Genomic DNA, 15,593 nt, shown 5'->3' on the forward strand with positions numbered 1-15,593 from the left:
CGCCCGCCCCTGCGGCAGCGGGTCCGTTTGCGCCCGGCGCGCCCCGGCGCTATGCCTGTCACGTCGCAAAGGGAGGCAGCTCATGTCCATCGCCTCGGCCATCGTCCTCTACCTGGTGCTGTGGTTCCTGGTGTTCCTGATCGCCCTGCCCGTGCGCATACAGACGCAGGGCGACGTCGGTCAGGTGCTCGCCGGCACGTCGGCCGGGTCGCCGGAACACCATCACCTCGGCAAGAAGCTCTGGATCGCCACGCTGGTCGCGGCGGTTCTCTGGGCGGTGGTCGCAGGGATCATCGTGTCGGGCGCGATCACCGTGCGCGACATCGACATGTTCGGCCGCATGGGGCCCGAATCGCCGCTCGCGCAGTGAGGCTCAGCGGCGCCGCTCCAGCCCGTGAAAGATGTGGGTGAAGGTCGCGGCGCCAAGGATCGGCACCAGCAGGTTGAGGATCGGCACGGTGAGCGGCAGCGCCATGAGCACGCCGGCGAGCCAGATCTTTCCGGCATGCCGCCGGCGCAATTGCGCGGCGCGCTCGCGTCCCACCCGCCGCATCGCCGCGACGGTGAAATACTCCCGTCCCAGCAGCAGCCCGTTCACCGCGTAGAAGACCGGCAACCCGGCGATCGGAAAGATGAGGGTGAGTGCGAGCGCCACCACGTTGGCCACGATCAGCAGACCGATCGCGGCGGCCCCGTCGCGAATCCCGTCGAGGATCGTGACGTCACCCGCCGGCGCGAGTTCCGGGTAATGCCGCGCCTCGACCGCATCGGCCACCTCGTCGAGAAAGACCGAGACGAATCCCGCCGCAACCGGCACCATGAGAAAGACCGAAAGCCCGATCATCAGCGCGAGAAAGGCCCAGGAGAGCACGTCGTCCACCCAGGCCACCTCGCCGATCAGCGGCAGCACCACCGAATCGCCGACCAGCCAGCCAACGCCCCAGACCAGCGCCGCGGTCAGCGCCGCCAGAAGACCGAGCGTCAGCGCGAGCCCGCGCAGAAGCACCGCCCGGAACCGCGGATCGCCGAGCTGCCCCAGCGCCTTGAGAAAGGCACCGAGGATCACGCCGACAGCCACGTGACGATCCTGTCGAGATCCGGGCGCGGACGTTCGGGCGGGGCGGCGCTCTCGGTGCCGATGTGGATGAAGCCGGCGATGCGCTCGTTCGCGGCGAGATCCAGCGCCGCCGTGGCGAAGCTGCGGTCATGCGCCACCCAGCCGGTCAGCCAGTTCGCGCCCCAGCCTGCGGCGAGCGCGGCGTTCAGAAGCGACAGGCAGGCTGCCCCGGCGGAATAGGTCATCTCGAGCGCCGGGATCTTGTCCGAGGGTTGCGTCACCTCGACCACCGCCACCGCGAGCGGGCTTTGCTCGAACTGCTGTGCGGCCTTGGCGATGCCGGCGTCGTCGTGGCCCTCGGCCGCCGCGCGCTCGCGCGCGAGATGGGCGAGCCGGGCGAGCGCCGCGGGCTCCAGCACGACGAAGCGCCAGGGCTCGAGCTTGCCGTGATCGGGCACGCGCGCCGCCGCGGTCAGGATCGTGCGCAGCTCTTCCGCCGTGGGTGCCGGGGCGCGCAGGGTCTTGGCCGGGCGCGATCGGCGCGTAAGCAGGAAGTCGAGCGCGGCGGGGTTCGGATCGGGCATCGCGGGCTCCGTCATTGGATCACGCATCTATCTCGGACCGCGCGGAGCGGGATGCAAGCCCTGCGCCGTTAACCCGCCGTTCACCCGAATCCGGTGAGGTCGCTCCCATGACCCGCTCCGCCTTCGCCGAGGCCCCGCTGCCGATTTTCGACGCCGACGAGGCGGCGGTCGCCCCGTCTGTGCCGGGCGGCCGGCCGCCCAGCTATCTGAAGGATCACCGCGCCCGGCTGCGCGAGCGGTTCCTCTCGGGCGGCGCCGCGGCGATGCCGGACTACGAGTTGCTGGAACTCGTGCTGTTCCGCGCGATCCCGCGGCGCGACGTGAAGCCGCTGGCGCGCGCGCTGATCGACCGCTTCGGCGATTTCAACGCGGTGCTTTCCGCGCCGCCGGACCGCCTCGCGGAGACCGAGGGCGTCGGGCCGGCCGTCGTCTGCGAGCTCAAGGTGGTCGAGGCTGCGGCGCACAGGCTTTCCCGCTCGCGTGTGCTGCGTCGGCAGGTGGTCTCGAGCTGGCAGGCGCTGATCGACTACTGTCATGCCACGATGGCGCACCGCGAGACCGAGCAGTTCCGCGTCCTCTACCTCGACCGCAAGAACGTCCTCATCGCCGATGAGGAGCAGGGCAGGGGCACCGTGGACCACGTGCCTGTCTATCCGCGCGAGGTGGTCAAGCGGGCGCTGGAGCTCAATGCCTCGGCGCTGATCCTCGTGCATAACCACCCCTCGGGCGACCCCACGCCCTCGGAGGCGGATATCGCCATGACCGAGCAGATACGGCGTGCGGCCGAGGCGCTGTCGATCACCTTGCACGATCACCTCGTCATCGGCCGCGCGCGCGAGCTGAGCTTCCGCGCGGAGGGGCTTCTGTAGGACGCTCGGTGGCGCTGACGCACCATCTCGCGCGGGCCGGCGCCTGGCTGGAGCCGCGGCGTTTCGGCGAGAAGCGCCCGGGAAGGGCGCGCCGAGCCTCGCCCTGCGCGAGGGCGGCGACGCCGCAGGGGGCCAGCCCCCCGTCCGGCTGCGTCGGACTCCCCCCGGGGTTTTTCCCCGCAAGAGCAAGGACCGGGTGTCGCGCAGGTGCCGGGGCACGGCGCACCGCCGTGGCCCAAGCGAGGCCGTTCAGACCCGTTCGAGCGCCAGCGCGATGCCCTGCCCGCCGCCGATGCACATGGTGACCAGCGCGTGGCGCCCGCCGATCCGCTCCAGTTCGTGGAGCGCCTTGACCGTGATGATCGCCCCCGTCGCCCCCACCGGGTGGCCCAGCGCGATGGCGCCGCCGTTGGGGTTCACCTTTTCCGGGTCGAGGCCCAGCTCGGCCGAAACCGCGAGCGCCTGCGCTGCGAAGGCCTCGTTCGACTCGATCACGTCGAAGTCCGCGACGGACAGGCCCGTCTTCTCCAGCAGAGACCGTACCGCCGGCACAGGGCCGATGCCCATCACCTCGGGTCGCACGCCGGCGTGGGCGTAGCCGAGCACGCGGGCGCGGGGCGTCAGCCCGGCGGCCTCGGCCGCCTCGGCCCGCGCCAGCACCAGCGCCGCGGCGCCGTCGTTGATGCCGCTGGCGTTGCCTGCGGTCACGCTGCCGTCCTTCGCGAAGGCGGGCCGAAGTCCCGCCAGCCCCTCGGCCGTCGTCGAGGGCTTGGGATGCTCGTCGGTGTCGAAGCTCACGGTCTGCCGCTTCACCTGCACCTCCACGGGCACGATCTGGTCGGCGAAGCGCCCCTCCGCGATGGCGCGGCCGGCGCGGCGCTGGCTTTCCAGCGCGAAGGCGTCCTGCGCCTCGCGGCTGACCCGGTGCTTCTGGGCCACGTTCTCGGCGGTCACGCCCATGTGGCCGGTGCCGAAGGGGCAGTTGAGCGCGCCCAGCATCATGTCGCGGGTGCGCACGTCGCCCATCCTGGCGCCCCAGCGCTGATCGGGGATGATGAAGGGCGAGCGGCTCATGCTCTCGGCCCCGCCGGCGAGGCCGAAGTCGGCATCGCCCAGCATCAGCGACTGCAAGACCGAAACGACCGCCTGCGCCCCCGATCCGCAGAGCCGGTTGACGTTCATCGCGGGCGCGGTCTCCGGCACGCCCGCCTCCATCGCGGCGACGCGGCTGAGGTACATGTCGCGCGGCTCGGTGTTGATGACATGGCCGAAGGCCACGTGCCCGATCTGCGCGCCCTCCACGCCCGCGCGCGCCAGCGCGGCCTTCGCCGCCGTGGCGCCCAGCGTGATCGGCGGCACGCTCGCGAGGCTGCCGCCGAAGGTGCCGATGGCGGTGCGCGCGCCGCTCAGGATGACGATGTCGGTCATGGCTCGTCCTTTCGCCCGAATCTCGGAGGCGAGCCTAGCCGCAGGCGCGGGCGGCGTCACGCCGACGTGGCGGAAGCGCTCAGGGCGCGCCGGACTCGTCCCAAACCGCGAGCAGCGACCGTTCGCCCAGGCGTTCCAGGCGCGCCAGAACGGCAGCCAGCGCGACCTCGTCGCCCGCGTCCACGCAGGCCGTAGCATCCAGCGCCACGCGCGCGAGCGCGTCCATGCCGAGCTGTTGCGAAATCGCGGCCATGCCCCGCGTGGTCTTGCGCAGGCGGGCGAGGTCGTTCTCCTGCCGGCAGCGGTCCAGATGCGCGAGGCGCAGCGCCAGTTCCTCGAGCGCGCGCGTCACCACCTCCTCGGCCGCCTCGGGCCCGAGTTCGGCGAAAAGCCTTTGCATGCGCGCGCGGTCGAGCCGCGCAGGCTCGTCCCGGCTCAGCACGATCGGTTGCTCCACCACGTCCATCCCAAGCTCACGCCCCCGCGGCGCCGCAGCCTGCCTGCCCGGCATTAGCGAATGGTTGCTCCCGCCGCGATTTTCCGCTCGAATTCGCGGCGAAATCGCCGTAACGCGGAGTTCCGTCCGACGGCCCGACAAGGATGCGCCCCGAGGCATGACGACCGCCAGCCCGCTGCCCGCCTATCTCGTCCAGCGCTATCATGGCTGGAAGGCGACGGGCTACAGCCAGAACCGCGCCTGGTACAAGCACCTGGCCAGCCACGGGCAACACCCGCGCGCGATGGTGATCTCCTGCTGCGACAGCCGGGTGCACGTCACCTCGATCTTCGGCGCCGATCAGGGCGAATTCTTCATCCATCGCAACGTCGCCAACCTGGTGCCGCCCTACGAGCCGGGCGGGCACCATCACGGCACCAGCGCCGCGGTGGAATACGCGATCCGCGCGCTGCATGTCGCGCATCTCATCGTGCTGGGCCATTCCGGCTGCGGCGGCGTGCAGGGATGCATGGCGATGTGCGAGGGGCACGCGCCGGAACTCGAGGAGGAAACCAGTTTCGTCGGCCGCTGGATGGACATCCTCCGCCCCGGCTGGGAGCGGGTGAAGGACAAGGCGGAATCCATGCGCGAGCAGGCGCTGGAAAAGCAGGCGGTCGTGATCTCGCTCGACAACCTTATGAGCTTTCCCTTCGTGGCCGAGGCGGTCGAGGCGGGCGATCTGAGCCTGCACGGCCTCTGGACCGACATCGGTGCCGGCAGCCTCGAGTGCTATGACGCCGAGGCCGACGGCTTTCAGGCCGTCTGAAGGATCAGTTCAGGAACTCGCCCGCCGCGTCCGAGCCCGGCAGCGCCTTGACGCAGGGCCGGCCCAGCCGTGCCGCGAGCGTGGCGAGCGGCGCCCCGAGCCATCGCCCGGTGCAGAGCTCCGCGCCGCCCGCGGTCTCGATCACCGTGAGCCGCCCCCCGCGGATCGCCAGATCCAGGCCCTTGGCGGCCAGCGCGGCCCGCAGCTCCTGCCAGCTCGCGGCGCGCTGAAAGAGGGGCGCGAGGGCCGTGCGCAACTGCATCGCCGTCTCGCTGTCCATCTCTGCACTCGTGCGCCATCGGGTGACGAGCTCGGTCTCTGCCGTCTCGGCGGTCATGCCTTGGGTCATGTCGTCTGCTCTCGCCTCGTTGTCCTCGGCCATTCTCCGGGCCTCCGCCGTTCGGTGATCCGTCGACGGTGAAGCAAGAGTGGCACGGCAATGGGGCGAAAGACAGAAAATCGCGCGGCAGGGGGCCGGCCCGCTGCGCGATTGCTGCATTTCTGTGACGTTTGCGCCGTCTCAGCCCTTCTTAAGGCAGCGTTGGCCCAGCGCTTCGGCGATCTGCACGGCGTTGAGCGCCGCGCCCTTGCGCAGGTTGTCCGAGACGACCCAGATGTTGAGGCCGTTGTCGATGGTCGAATCCTGCCGGATGCGGCTGACGAAGGTCGCGAAGTCGCCCACGCATTCGATCGGCGTGACGTAGCCGCCGTCCTCGCGCTTGTCCACGACCATGAGGCCCGGCGCGGCGCGCAGGATGTCGCGCGCCTCGTCCTCGTCGAGATGGTCCTCGAACTCGAGATTGATCGCCTCGGCGTGGCCCACGAAGACCGGCACGCGCACGCAGGTCGCCGTGACCTTGATCGCCGGGTCCACGATCTTCTTCGTCTCGGCGACCATCTTCCACTCTTCCTTGGTGGAGCCGTCCTCCATGAAGACGTCGATGTGCGGGATCACGTTGAAGGCGATCTGCTTCTGGAACTTCTTGGGCTCGATCTCTTCGGTCGGGTTGTAGATGGCCTTGGTCTGGTCCCAGAGCTCGTCCATCCCCTCCTTCCCGGCGCCCGAGACGGACTGGTAGGTGGAGACCACCACGCGCTTGATCCTCGCGCGGTCGTGCAGCGGCTTGAGCGCGACGACCATCTGCGCGGTCGAGCAGTTCGGGTTCGCGATGATGTTCTTCTTCGCATACCCCTCGACCGCCTCGGCGTTGACCTCGGGCACCACCAGCGGCACGTCGGGGTCGTAGCGGTAGAGCGAGGAGTTGTCGATCACCACGCAGCCGGCCTTGGCGGCCCTGGGCGCGTAGGTCTTCGTCGCGTCCGAGCCGATCGCGAAGAGCGCGATGTCCCAGCCGGTGAAGTCGAAGGCCTCGAGATCCTGGGTCTTGAGCGTCCTGTCGCCGAAGCTCACCTCGGTGCCGAGGGAGCGGCGGCTGGCCAGCGCGGCGATCTCGTCCACCGGGAATTCGCGCTCGGCGAGGATGTTCAGCATTTCGCGGCCCACGTTGCCCGTGGCGCCCACGACGGCGACCTTGTAGCCCATTTCCGGCTCCTTGTTCTCTGCCCCGCGCCGCGATGCCGGCGCGAAGTGCGCACGCCTCATATAGGAAGCCTGCCGCAGGCGAAAGGGGGAGCGCCCCTCCCGCCGGGTCAGTCGACGCGGTCGCGGATGAAGAGATAGGGCAGCAGGCCGCCCAGGAGCAGTGCCGCGAAGAGCAGGAAGACCGCGGTGTAGGGGGCGACCGCGCTCTCGGCGCCAGCGGCCACGCCGGCGTGCAGGCGTCCCGTCACCATCTGGAAGAGGCCGACGCCGCCGATGCTGAAGAGGTTCATCAGTGTCACGCCGCGCCCGGCCAGGTGCATCGGCACGAAGGCGCGCGCATGGGCCATCATCAGCGGATAGGCCATGCCGAAGAACCCGACCGCGGAGAAGAGCGCCAGCGCCGTCACATAGTCCGCGCGCGGCGCCGCCCAGAGCGCGAGGCAGGCCGCCGCGCCCATCAGCGTACCGCCGACCACGACCCATTTGCGCGTGCCCAGCCAGCGGTCGAGCGGACCGTAGGCGAAGGTTCCCGCGATCATGGCGAGTCCCATGATCAGCGTGGGCACGCCCGCGGTCACGTTCTGCACCTCTGCCATGTAGGGGCCGATCCAGAGCCCCCGCAGACCCGCCGCCGGCGCATAGTTGACCAGCATCAGCGGAATGATCAGCCACAGCGCCGGGATGCGCAGGACGTCGAGCAGCCCGCCCGTCTCCCCGCTGTCGAGCCGGGGCGGATCCTGAACGAAGACGAACATGGTCAGCGCGAGCGCCCCGGTGATGCCGGCGAGCCCCGCCAGCGTCGCGCGCCAGCCCACCGCTTCGACCAGAAGCTCCAGCGGCACGGTGCCGGCCAGATTGCCGATGGAGCCAACGCCGATCATCACCGCGCCCAGCGTCGCGAAGGCCGAGGCGGGGAAGCTGCGGGCGAAGATGTAGTAGCTGCCCATCAGCACGGGCGCGCAGCCCACGCCGATCAGCGCCATCGCGGCGGAGACATGGGCGGGCGACTGCGCCAGGGCGAAGAGCGCGGCGCCCCCCGCGCCGCCGATCAGGAAGAGAACGGAGGAGGTGCGTCGCGGACCGATCCGGTCCAGCGCCCAGCCCACCGGCACCTGCATCGCCGCGAAGGCGAGGAACCAAAGCCCCGAGGCGCGCGCCAGATCGTCCGGCGTCGCGCCCAGGTCGCGTGCCAGCGGCTCGGCGAGAACGGCGAGGAACGCGCGAAAGAACTGGCTGAACACATAGGCAAGCCCCAGAAGCGCCAGTCCCAGCCGCATGTCGACCCCTCCCTGTCCCGAACCGCCGCTCGTTGGCACGTCCGCACGGCGGCTGCAAGCGATTGACCCCGGGGGAGCGCAGGGGATATGAAACATGAACCGCCTTTCATGTTGAGGCTTCGGCACATGACACATCCGCCCCTGCCCAAGACCGCTCGCGGCCGCCAGCGGCGCGAACAGATCCTGCGCGCGGCCGAGCGCGTGATCGGCAGAAAGGGATACTCCGACGCCTCGATCGCCGACATCACCGCGGAGGCGCATACGGCGCTCGGCACCTTCTACATCTATTTCGGCTCCAAGGAGGATGTCTTCACCCAGCTCGTGGCCGAGATGGGGCGGATGACGCGCCGCGTGCTCTCGGACGTGGCCGCCGCGTCCGGCGACCGGCTGGAAGCCGAGCGGCGCGGGTTGCTGGCCTTTCTGCAGTTCGTGCAGGAGCGGCCGGAACTCTACCGGATCGTGGAGGAAGCGCGCTTCGTCAATCCGCCGGCCTATCGCGCGTATTTCACCACCTTCGCCGCGGCCTATCGCGAAGGTCTAGAGACTGCAGCGGCGGAGGGCGAGATCAGCCCGGGCGACGCCGAGGTGCGTGCCTGGGCGCTGATGGGCATGGCCAAGACGCTCGGCGAGCGTTACGTTCTGTGGAACGACGGCACGCCGCTCGACCACGTGGCCGACGAGGCGTTCCGCATGATCCGCGACGGGCTGGGCACGGGACACGGATGACCGACAGGATGGTGCGCGGCAGGAGCGGACGGGCCGGCGCCCGGCACCGCGCCCGCTGACGGCATGTGGGGTCTGCTTCCCGACATGGCCGCGAAACGGGCGGCGCTCTCTCCCGGGGCCACGGCCTTCGTCGAGGACGCGGGCGGGCGGGTCTGGACCTTCGCCGAGATCGACGATGCCGCCGCGCGGATGGGCGCGGGCCTGCGCGCGCTCGGGCTCGCGCCGGGCGACCGGGTCGCGGCGCTCTCGTTCAATCGCGTCGAGATGTTCGTCGCCCTCTTCGCCGCGCAGAAGGCGGGGCTGATCCTCGTGCCGCTCAACTGGCGCCTCACGGCCGAAGAGCTGGCCGAGCAGGCCGAGATCGTGGCGCCCGCGCTCCTGCTGCACGACGCGCAGCATCACGATGCGGCGAAGGCGCTGGCGCAGGGCCGGCAGATCCCGCGCGCCGCGCTCGAGGGCGGACCGCGCGGCGCGGCCGACCTGCTGGCCACGCCCGACCCGCTGCCGCCGGCGCAGGTTCCTGCCGACCGGCCCTGGTATCTGCTCTTCACCTCGGGCAGCACGGGGCGGCCGCAGGCCGTGGTGCAGACCGCGGGCATGGGCTGGGCGGCGGCGGTGAACGCGGCGCAGGCGATGGACCTGACCGCCGCCGATCGCACGGTGAACTATCTGCCGCTCTTCCACACCGCCGGCGTGAATCTCTTCACGCTGCCCGTCTTCCTCTGGGGCGGCACGACGCGGGTGTTGCCGCGCTTCGACGCGGAGCGTCTGCTCGCGCTCCTCGAGGAGGGGGCGGCCAGCGTCTTCTTCGGCGTGCCCTCGGTCTGGCACGACTTCGCCGCGCATGTTGGGGCCGCGCGCCCCGACTGGTCAGCGATCCGCTGCGCCAGCGGCGGCGCCGCGCTGCCCGAGCGTCTGATCCGCGACTTCGCGGCGAAGGGCGCGCTCATTCGCAGCGGATACGGCATGACCGAGACGGGGCCCACCTGCTTCATCATGCAGGCGGACCGGGTCGAGGCGAAGCCGCGCGCCGTGGGCCGGGTGCAGGCGTTGACCGAGGTACGGCTGGACGGCGTGCCGGACGGCGCTCCGGGCGAGGGTGAGGTCTGGCTGCGCGGCCCGGCGATCACGCCGGGCTACTGGGAAGGGCCGGACGCCATCCGACCCGCCACCGATGCCGAGGGCTGGCTACGCACCGGAGACGTGGCCCGCCGCGACGCCGAGGGCGACCACGAGATCGTCGGCAGGCTCAGGGACATGTTCGTCTCGGGCGGCGAGAATGTCTGGCCGGCGGAGATCGAGCGCGTGCTCTGCGCCCATCCGGACGTGGCCGAGGCCGCGGTTATCGCGGTGCCCGACGACCGCCTGGGCGAGGTCGGGCACGCCTTCGTCGAGCCGCGGGCCGGGCATTGCATCGCGCCGGAAACCCTCTCAGAGTGGTGCCGGGCGCGCCTCGCCGGATACAAGGTGCCCAGGGGCTTCACCGAGGCCCAGAGCCTTCCCCGCACCGCCTCCGGCAAGATCCGCAAGCCCGCGCTGAAGGACTGGCCGAGATGACGCTGAACCTGAGCTCCCGCTGGACGCCGACGCACGCGGAATTCGCGGAATTCGCCCGGATCAGTGGCGACGACAACCCGATACACCTCGATGACGGGATCTACGCGATCGGCGGCTTCCCGCGCCCGGTCGCGCACGGGACGCTGATCTACGCCCGTCTCTGGGCCATGCTGCGCGAGGAGCGGCCGATGGCCCGGCCCGAACTGCACATGCTGGTCTTTCCCAATCCCTGCTACGCGGGAGAGGAGGTGCGCCTGGAGGTCACGCAGGAAGAGGAGGGGGCGCCGGTCTTTCTGCGCGCGATCCGGGCGATCGACGACAGCGAGCTGCTGATCGGCGAGCTGGAGGTGCAGTGATGGAGGTCGGCGCGAGCGCGGAACTGACCCGGACCTTTTCCCGCGCCGAGGTCGAGGCGCTGTCGCATCTCGCCGGAACCGGGGTGCGCGAGAACGTGCCCGAGCCGCTGATCGGCGGGATGATCTCCTGCCTTCTGGGCACGCGGCTTCCCGGGCACGGCACCAACTGGCTCAAGCAGGATCTGCAGTTCCTCGAGGCCGTGCCGATCGGCGCCGAGCTGACCGCACGGGTCGAGGTCACGCGGGTGCGACCGGAGAAGTCGCTGATCGACCTGTGGGCGAGCGTGCGCACGGCGGGTGGCACGCTCGTCTGCGAGGGGCGCTCGCTGGTGCTCGCGCGCGGGCGCTGACGCCTCCCGGCGCCGGTCAGAGGCGTGCGCGGCGCGCGGGCAGGGGCCGCGCCTGCCTTGCCGCGCTTTCCGCGGCGATCCGGGCGACCAGCGCGGCGAAGGCCTCCGGTTCCTCGAGATGCGGGCTGTGGCCCGACCGGGCGAAGCGGTGGACACGGCCGCCGGGCACCGCCTGCGCGACCCAGTGCGCAGTCTCGGGCGGATAGACGCGGCTGCGCGCACCGTAGGCCGCGGTCAGCGGCACGCCGCTGAGCGCGGCGAGATCCTCCCGCGCGTCCATCGCCAGAAGCTCGCGCCAGAGCGCGGCCATCGCGGCGCCGTCGTTGTCGCGCACCCAGCGCGCCGCGCGCTCCACCAGCGCGTCCGGCGCGCCGGGGGCGAACATGCTGCGGGCGATGGCATCGGCACCGGCCGCCCAGTCGCCCGGCACGGGCAGCGGCGCGCCCTCCTGCTGCCGCAGCCCGAGCCGCCAGTCGGGGCCATTGCGGAGCCGCGGGCCCATCTCGACCGAGAGCATCGCCGCGATCCGCTCCGACCCGTGCCGCGCGCCGAGGCGCCATGCCACCGCCGCGCCCATCGACCAGCCGACCAGCGTCACCCGGTCGAGACCCCTGGCGTCGAGCAGGCGTGCCAGGGCATCCGCCGCGGCACCGATCCCGCCCGGTCGCTCGCGCGCGCCGCCGTGCCCCGGCAGATCCGGCGCGAGGCACCGGAAGCGCCCGGAAAGCCGCGCGATCTGATCGTCGAAGACCGCGCCCCGCATCGTCCAGCCGTGCAGGAACAGGATCGCCGGCCCCTCGCCCGCGTCGCGGCAGGGCAGGGTCACCGGATCAGCGCCCCTGCCGCAGCCGGCCCACGATGCCGGTGGGGAAGAAATAGACCGACAGGACGAACAGGATGCCCAGCCACAGCAGCCAGCGATCGGCGCTGAGCAGCTCGGGCAGGATCGGAACCCCCTCGAAGGCGCCGGCGCCCAGCCCCATCAGCTCCTGCAGGTAGTTCTGCGCGATCAGCAGCAGCACGGCCCCGATCACCGCGCCGTACATCGTCCCCATGCCGCCGATCACCACCATCAGCAGGATGTCGAGCATGATGTCGAAGCTGAGCACCGCATCGGGGCCCACGTAGCGGATCCAGACGGCGTAGAGCGCCCCGGCGAAGGCCGCCACGGCGGCCGAGATGCAGGTCGCCGTCGTGCGGTAGGCCACGACGCGATAACCGATCGACTCGGCGCGAAAGTCGTTCTCGCGGATCGCCTGCAGCACGCGGCCGAAGGGCGAGTTCACGATCCTCAGCAGCAGCAGGAAAAGCGCCAGAGAGGCGAGGAAGACGAGGTAGTAATTCAGCAGCTTCCCGTTCAGCCGCACTCCGAAGAGCTCGTCGCCGAAGCGGAAGGCCGGCGTGAGCTCGCGCGGGATGAGAAAGGTCAGCCCGTCCTCGCCGCCGGTGATCTGGGAAAGCTGGCTTACCAGCACGGCGACCGCCGAGGCGACGGCAAGGGTGATCATCGCGAAGAAGATCGCCCGAACCCGGAGCGAGAAGAGCGCGATCAGGAAGGCGAAAACCGCGGCCAGCGCCGCGCCCGCCAGCGTCCCCACCGCCAGCGCGTCGAAGCCGCGCCCCATGTGCACCGAGGCCAGCGCCACGCCATATGCGCCCATGCCGAAGAACATGGTGTGCGCGAAGCTGACGATGCCGGTGTAGCCCAGGAGCAGGTCGTAGCTCGCCACCAGAACGATGAAGATGCAGATGCGCGCGGCCGTGTCCACCGAGCGGATGCCGGGAAAGAGGAAGGGCGCGAAGGCCAGCGCGATCAGGATCGCCAGCAGGATGAGGGCCAGCAGCGGACTGCGGGGGCTGTCGCCCGAAAGGAGTTTCACCAGCATGTCATTTCGCCTTCACGACCGGGATCATGCCCTGCGGGCGCCACATCAGGATCGCCACCATGAGCGCGATGTTCGACACCAGCGCCGCCTTGGGCTCGAGAAAGGCCACATAGTTCTGCATCAGCCCCACCAGCAGCGCGCCGATGAAACAGCCCTCGACCGAGCCCAGCCCGCCGATGATCACCACGATGAAGATCAGGATCATGATCTCCTGCCCCATGTGCGCGGTGATGAGCTCCTGGTAGAGGCCCCACATCACGCCGCCCAGACCGGCGAGCGCGGAGCCCGCGATGAAGACGCCGATGAAGACGCGCCGCAGGCGATAGCCCATCGCCTCGACCATCGGTCCGTTCTCGACGCCGGCGCGCACGATCAACCCGATCTTGGTGCGCCGCAGCACCAGCCGCATGGCGATGAAGAGCGCAAGCCCGATGCCCACGGCGACAAGCCGGTATTTCTCAAGCGCCGCGCCCGCGAAGGTCACCGCGCCCTGCAGCGCCTCGGGGCGCAGGATGTAGATCTCCTCGGGGCCCCAGAGCACGACGATCAGCTGCTCGATCACGATGAGCCCGCCCATGGTGACGAGGATCTGCTTGAGATGCGCGCCATAGACAGGCTTCACGATCACCCGCTCGAAGGCCCAGCCCAGCGCGCCGGTGGCCACCATCGCGGCGATCACCGCGGCCAGCATGGCGAGCAGGTTGAGCATCAGGCTGGGCGCCTCGGTCATATTCGCCAGCACCAGGAGCATCGAGACGCCCACGAAGGCGCCCACCGAGACGAAGGCGCCGTGACCGAAGTTGATCACGTCCATCAGCCCGAAGACGAGCGTGAGCCCCGAGGCCATGATGAAGATCATCATCCCCATCGCCAGCCCGGAGACCGTCAGCGTCAGCCACGACGAGGTGGAGGGGATCGCGAGCCAGCCCAGCACCGCCAGCACCGGCACCAGCAGGAAGGGCATCCAGGGCGCGAGGCGGTCCGTCAGCCCCGCCCGCGTCATCGTGGGCCTGTGCGCGACCTCGTCCCCGGCCGGCGGCGCCTCCCTCTGTTCGGCATGTGCCATCGCGTGTCCCGCTCTAATCCCCTGCTGCCCGGCACCCGCTCCACGCGCCGCGCCGCCAATTCAATGATCTCTGGACGCGCCGCGCGCGCCCGCAGCCGCGCGCGCTCACGCGCCCTCCAGACTCAGGCCCATCAGCCGCTCCTGCAGGGCCGCGTCGCCCGCCAGCTCGGCCATGCGGCCCGACCAGATCACCCGACCGTCGTCCATCACCTGCACCCCGTCGCCCAGCGCCTTCGCCACCGAGAAGTTCTGCTCGACCAGGAGGATCGAGGCGCCTTGCGCCTTCAGCTCGCGCAGCGCCCGCGCCATGGTCGAGATGATCGCGGGTGCCAGTCCCTTCGTGGGCTCGTCGATCAGGTAGAGCCGCCGCTCCTCGATCATCGCGCGGGCGATCGAGAGCATCTGCTTCTGCCCGCCGGACAGGTTGCCGGCAGCACTGGACCAGAAGGTCTTGAGCGGCGGAAAGACCGAAAAGATCCAGTCGCGCCGCGCAGGGTCGATCGGCCCCGTGACCGCGGCCAGCACCATGTTCTCCTCGACGCTGAGATTGGCGAAGATGCCCATGTCCTCGGGCACGTAGCCAACGCCCATCCGCGCGATGTCGGGCGTGGGCGTGCGCGCGATGTCGGTCCCGTCCAGCAGGATCCGCCCCTCGCGCGCCCGCCAGTGCCCCATCACAGTCTTGAGCGTCGTGGTCTTGCCCACGCCGTTGCGGCCCAGCAGCATGGTGACCTCGCCCGCCGGCACGGTCAGGTCCACGCCCTGCAGGACATGGTACTGGGCGATGTCGGTGAAGACGCCCTCGAGCGACAGGATCGGCTCAGGCAATGTCCAGCTCCTTGCCCATGTAGGCCTCCTGCACCACGTCCGAGGCCATGACCTCGGCCGGCGCGCCGTCGGCGGCGAGCGCGCCGTTGTGCAGCACGACGATGCGGTCGGCGAGGCTGCGGATCACGTCCATCTTGTGCTCGACCAGCAGGATGGTGCGGTCGGTCTGCGCCTTGAGCCGCGCAATCAGGTCAAGCACCACGGGTGCCTCGTCCACGCTCATCCCCGCCGTGGGCTCGTCGAACATGTAGACCAGCGGGTCGAGCGCGATCAGCAGCGCCACCTCCAGCTTGCGCTGGTTGCCGTGCGACAGCTCGCTCACCTTGTAGCCGGAAAGCGGCATCATGCGCACTGAATCGAGGATCTCCTCGGCGCGGTTGGTCAGCTCCACATGGCTCGCCGCAGTCGAGAAAAGCGCGAAGCCCATCCGCCGCTTCGACTGGATCACCAGCCGCACGTTTTCCAGAACGGTGAGATTGGGAAAGAGATTGGTCAGCTGAAAGGCACGTCCGATGCCGAGGTCGCAGCGCCGCGAAACGCCCGCGCGGGTGATGTCCTGCCCGTTCAGCACGACGCGCCCCGCGCTCGCCGGGATCTGCCCCGAGATCAGGTTGAAATAGGTGGTCTTGCCGGCCCCGTTCGGCCCCACGATCGCGCAGAGCTCGCCGGTCCGGAAGGTGCAGCTCACCGCATCCACGGCGACATGCCCGCCGAAGCGCACCGTCAGGTCACGGGTCTCGAGAATGGGATGGGTCATCGCCAGCACTCCGCCGGGCAAACGGCCCGGTGCTTCTTCTTGGAAGG

19 protein-coding genes are annotated in these 15,593 nt (G+C 70.4%); 7 read left to right on the top strand and 12 right to left on the bottom strand.

Going from position 1 to position 15,593, the window contains the following annotated elements; genetic code table 11:
* Positions 1 to 82: 82 nt before the first annotated feature.
* Positions 83 to 370, top strand: a complete 288-nt coding sequence (locus tag DRV85_RS07100) for a DUF1467 family protein (protein WP_113288759.1) — start codon at positions 83 to 85, stop codon at positions 368 to 370.
* A gap of 3 nt (positions 371 to 373) precedes the next feature.
* On the opposite strand, the gene DRV85_RS07105 is transcribed toward DRV85_RS07100, so the two are convergent.
* Together DRV85_RS07105 and DRV85_RS07110 are read right to left on the bottom strand one after the other, a co-directional pair.
* Positions 374 to 1,078, bottom strand: a complete 705-nt coding sequence (locus DRV85_RS07105) for an EI24 domain-containing protein (RefSeq protein WP_113288760.1) — start codon at positions 1,076 to 1,078, stop codon at positions 374 to 376.
* Complete coding sequence (locus DRV85_RS07110) at positions 1,063 to 1,641, bottom strand: nitroreductase family protein (RefSeq protein ID WP_113289197.1); 579 nt, start codon at positions 1,639 to 1,641, stop codon at positions 1,063 to 1,065. Before DRV85_RS07110 ends, DRV85_RS07105 begins: the two co-directional genes overlap by 16 nt.
* 107 nt (positions 1,642 to 1,748) lie before the next feature.
* On the opposite strand from DRV85_RS07110, the gene radC reads away from it, so the two are divergent.
* Entirely contained in the window at positions 1,749 to 2,510 is a 762-nt protein-coding gene (radC, locus tag DRV85_RS07115; protein WP_113288761.1) for a RadC family protein, read from the top strand.
* A gap of 249 nt (positions 2,511 to 2,759) precedes the next feature.
* Here the strand turns inward: radC and DRV85_RS07120 are convergent, their stop codons facing one another.
* Together DRV85_RS07120 and DRV85_RS07125 are read right to left on the bottom strand one after the other, a co-directional pair.
* A complete protein-coding gene (locus tag DRV85_RS07120; protein WP_113288762.1) occupies positions 2,760 to 3,938 on the bottom strand; it encodes an acetyl-CoA C-acyltransferase family protein in 1,179 nt (392 codons plus the stop codon).
* A 79-nt stretch (positions 3,939 to 4,017) separates the two neighbouring features.
* Positions 4,018 to 4,404 (bottom strand): hypothetical protein, encoded by a 387-nt coding sequence (locus tag DRV85_RS07125; RefSeq protein ID WP_113288763.1) that lies wholly within the window; start codon positions 4,402 to 4,404, stop codon positions 4,018 to 4,020.
* Between the two features lie 148 nt (positions 4,405 to 4,552).
* Between DRV85_RS07125 and DRV85_RS07130 the strand changes: the two genes are divergently transcribed.
* The gene (locus DRV85_RS07130) at positions 4,553 to 5,200 is read left to right on the top strand and encodes a carbonic anhydrase (protein ID WP_113288764.1); all 648 of its coding nucleotides are present in this window, start codon (positions 4,553 to 4,555) and stop codon (positions 5,198 to 5,200) included.
* Between the two features lie 4 nt (positions 5,201 to 5,204).
* Here DRV85_RS07130 and DRV85_RS07135 read toward each other — a convergent pair whose 3' ends face one another.
* The 3 genes from DRV85_RS07135 to DRV85_RS07145 form a co-directional block, all read right to left on the bottom strand.
* Entirely contained in the window at positions 5,205 to 5,582 is a 378-nt protein-coding gene (locus tag DRV85_RS07135; protein WP_113288765.1) for a hypothetical protein, read from the bottom strand.
* A gap of 138 nt (positions 5,583 to 5,720) precedes the next feature.
* On the bottom strand, positions 5,721 to 6,743 hold the full coding sequence (locus DRV85_RS07140) for an aspartate-semialdehyde dehydrogenase (protein WP_113288766.1): 1,023 nt from the start codon (positions 6,741 to 6,743) through the stop codon (positions 5,721 to 5,723).
* 107 nt (positions 6,744 to 6,850) lie between these two features.
* Positions 6,851 to 8,020, bottom strand: a complete 1,170-nt coding sequence (locus tag DRV85_RS07145; RefSeq protein ID WP_113288767.1) for an MFS transporter — start codon at positions 8,018 to 8,020, stop codon at positions 6,851 to 6,853.
* Positions 8,021 to 8,146: 126 nt separating this feature from the next.
* Here DRV85_RS07145 and DRV85_RS07150 point away from each other — a divergent pair, with 126 nt between their 5' ends.
* From DRV85_RS07150 to DRV85_RS07165, 4 genes are all read left to right on the top strand, one after another.
* Positions 8,147 to 8,746 carry a TetR/AcrR family transcriptional regulator gene (locus DRV85_RS07150; protein ID WP_113288768.1) on the top strand — a complete coding sequence of 200 codons (600 nt, stop codon included), beginning with the start codon at positions 8,147 to 8,149 and terminating at the stop codon, positions 8,744 to 8,746.
* 84 nt (positions 8,747 to 8,830) lie between these two features.
* Complete coding sequence (locus DRV85_RS07155) at positions 8,831 to 10,303, top strand: class I adenylate-forming enzyme family protein (protein WP_233495425.1); 1,473 nt, start codon at positions 8,831 to 8,833, stop codon at positions 10,301 to 10,303.
* Positions 10,300 to 10,659, top strand: coding sequence for a MaoC family dehydratase (locus DRV85_RS07160; RefSeq protein WP_113288770.1), 360 nt, complete (start codon positions 10,300 to 10,302; stop codon positions 10,657 to 10,659). The genes DRV85_RS07155 and DRV85_RS07160 overlap by 4 nt, the downstream gene beginning before the upstream one ends.
* Entirely contained in the window at positions 10,659 to 11,009 is a 351-nt protein-coding gene (locus DRV85_RS07165; protein ID WP_113288771.1) for a hotdog family protein, read from the top strand. The genes DRV85_RS07160 and DRV85_RS07165 overlap by 1 nt, the downstream gene beginning before the upstream one ends.
* 16 nt (positions 11,010 to 11,025) lie before the next feature.
* Here DRV85_RS07165 and DRV85_RS07170 read toward each other — a convergent pair whose 3' ends face one another.
* From DRV85_RS07170 to DRV85_RS07190, 5 genes are all read right to left on the bottom strand, one after another.
* Positions 11,026 to 11,835, bottom strand: coding sequence for an alpha/beta fold hydrolase (locus tag DRV85_RS07170; RefSeq protein WP_113288772.1), 810 nt, complete (start codon positions 11,833 to 11,835; stop codon positions 11,026 to 11,028).
* A gap of 4 nt (positions 11,836 to 11,839) precedes the next feature.
* Positions 11,840 to 12,895: a branched-chain amino acid ABC transporter permease gene (locus DRV85_RS07175; protein WP_113288773.1), complete on the bottom strand. Its 1,056-nt coding sequence runs from the start codon at positions 12,893 to 12,895 to the stop codon at positions 11,840 to 11,842.
* A gap of 1 nt (position 12,896) precedes the next feature.
* Complete coding sequence (locus tag DRV85_RS07180; RefSeq protein ID WP_199525886.1) at positions 12,897 to 13,898, bottom strand: branched-chain amino acid ABC transporter permease; 1,002 nt, start codon at positions 13,896 to 13,898, stop codon at positions 12,897 to 12,899.
* Positions 13,899 to 14,066: 168 nt separating this feature from the next.
* On the bottom strand, positions 14,067 to 14,789 hold the full coding sequence (locus DRV85_RS07185) for an ABC transporter ATP-binding protein (protein WP_113288775.1): 723 nt from the start codon (positions 14,787 to 14,789) through the stop codon (positions 14,067 to 14,069).
* Positions 14,782 to 15,546: an ABC transporter ATP-binding protein gene (locus DRV85_RS07190; RefSeq protein WP_113289198.1), complete on the bottom strand. Its 765-nt coding sequence runs from the start codon at positions 15,544 to 15,546 to the stop codon at positions 14,782 to 14,784. Before DRV85_RS07190 ends, DRV85_RS07185 begins: the two co-directional genes overlap by 8 nt.
* Positions 15,547 to 15,593 lie beyond the last annotated feature (47 nt).

The sequence above is a fragment of the Rhodosalinus halophilus genome (assembly GCF_003298775.1).
Classification (GTDB): Bacteria; Pseudomonadota; Alphaproteobacteria; order Rhodobacterales; family Rhodobacteraceae; genus Rhodosalinus; species Rhodosalinus halophilus.

Coding starts and splice junctions, on each gene's coding strand:
- DRV85_RS07100 (WP_113288759.1), top strand. CDS start 83: ATGTCCATCGCCTCGGCCATCGTCCTCTACCTGGTGCTGTGGTTCCTG.
- DRV85_RS07110 (WP_113289197.1), bottom strand. CDS start 1,641: ATGCCCGATCCGAACCCCGCCGCGCTCGACTTCCTGCTTACGCGCCGA.
- radC (WP_113288761.1), top strand. CDS start 1,749: ATGACCCGCTCCGCCTTCGCCGAGGCCCCGCTGCCGATTTTCGACGCC.
- DRV85_RS07120 (WP_113288762.1), bottom strand. CDS start 3,938: ATGACCGACATCGTCATCCTGAGCGGCGCGCGCACCGCCATCGGCACC.
- DRV85_RS07125 (WP_113288763.1), bottom strand. CDS start 4,404: ATGGACGTGGTGGAGCAACCGATCGTGCTGAGCCGGGACGAGCCTGCG.
- DRV85_RS07130 (WP_113288764.1), top strand. CDS start 4,553: ATGACGACCGCCAGCCCGCTGCCCGCCTATCTCGTCCAGCGCTATCAT.
- DRV85_RS07135 (WP_113288765.1), bottom strand. CDS start 5,582: ATGGCCGAGGACAACGAGGCGAGAGCAGACGACATGACCCAAGGCATG.
- DRV85_RS07140 (WP_113288766.1), bottom strand. CDS start 6,743: ATGGGCTACAAGGTCGCCGTCGTGGGCGCCACGGGCAACGTGGGCCGC.
- DRV85_RS07145 (WP_113288767.1), bottom strand. CDS start 8,020: ATGCGGCTGGGACTGGCGCTTCTGGGGCTTGCCTATGTGTTCAGCCAG.
- DRV85_RS07150 (WP_113288768.1), top strand. CDS start 8,147: ATGACACATCCGCCCCTGCCCAAGACCGCTCGCGGCCGCCAGCGGCGC.
- DRV85_RS07155 (WP_233495425.1), top strand. CDS start 8,831: ATGGCCGCGAAACGGGCGGCGCTCTCTCCCGGGGCCACGGCCTTCGTC.
- DRV85_RS07160 (WP_113288770.1), top strand. CDS start 10,300: ATGACGCTGAACCTGAGCTCCCGCTGGACGCCGACGCACGCGGAATTC.
- DRV85_RS07165 (WP_113288771.1), top strand. CDS start 10,659: ATGGAGGTCGGCGCGAGCGCGGAACTGACCCGGACCTTTTCCCGCGCC.
- DRV85_RS07175 (WP_113288773.1), bottom strand. CDS start 12,895: ATGCTGGTGAAACTCCTTTCGGGCGACAGCCCCCGCAGTCCGCTGCTG.
- DRV85_RS07180 (WP_199525886.1), bottom strand. CDS start 13,898: ATGACGCGGGCGGGGCTGACGGACCGCCTCGCGCCCTGGATGCCCTTC.
- DRV85_RS07190 (WP_113289198.1), bottom strand. CDS start 15,546: ATGACCCATCCCATTCTCGAGACCCGTGACCTGACGGTGCGCTTCGGC.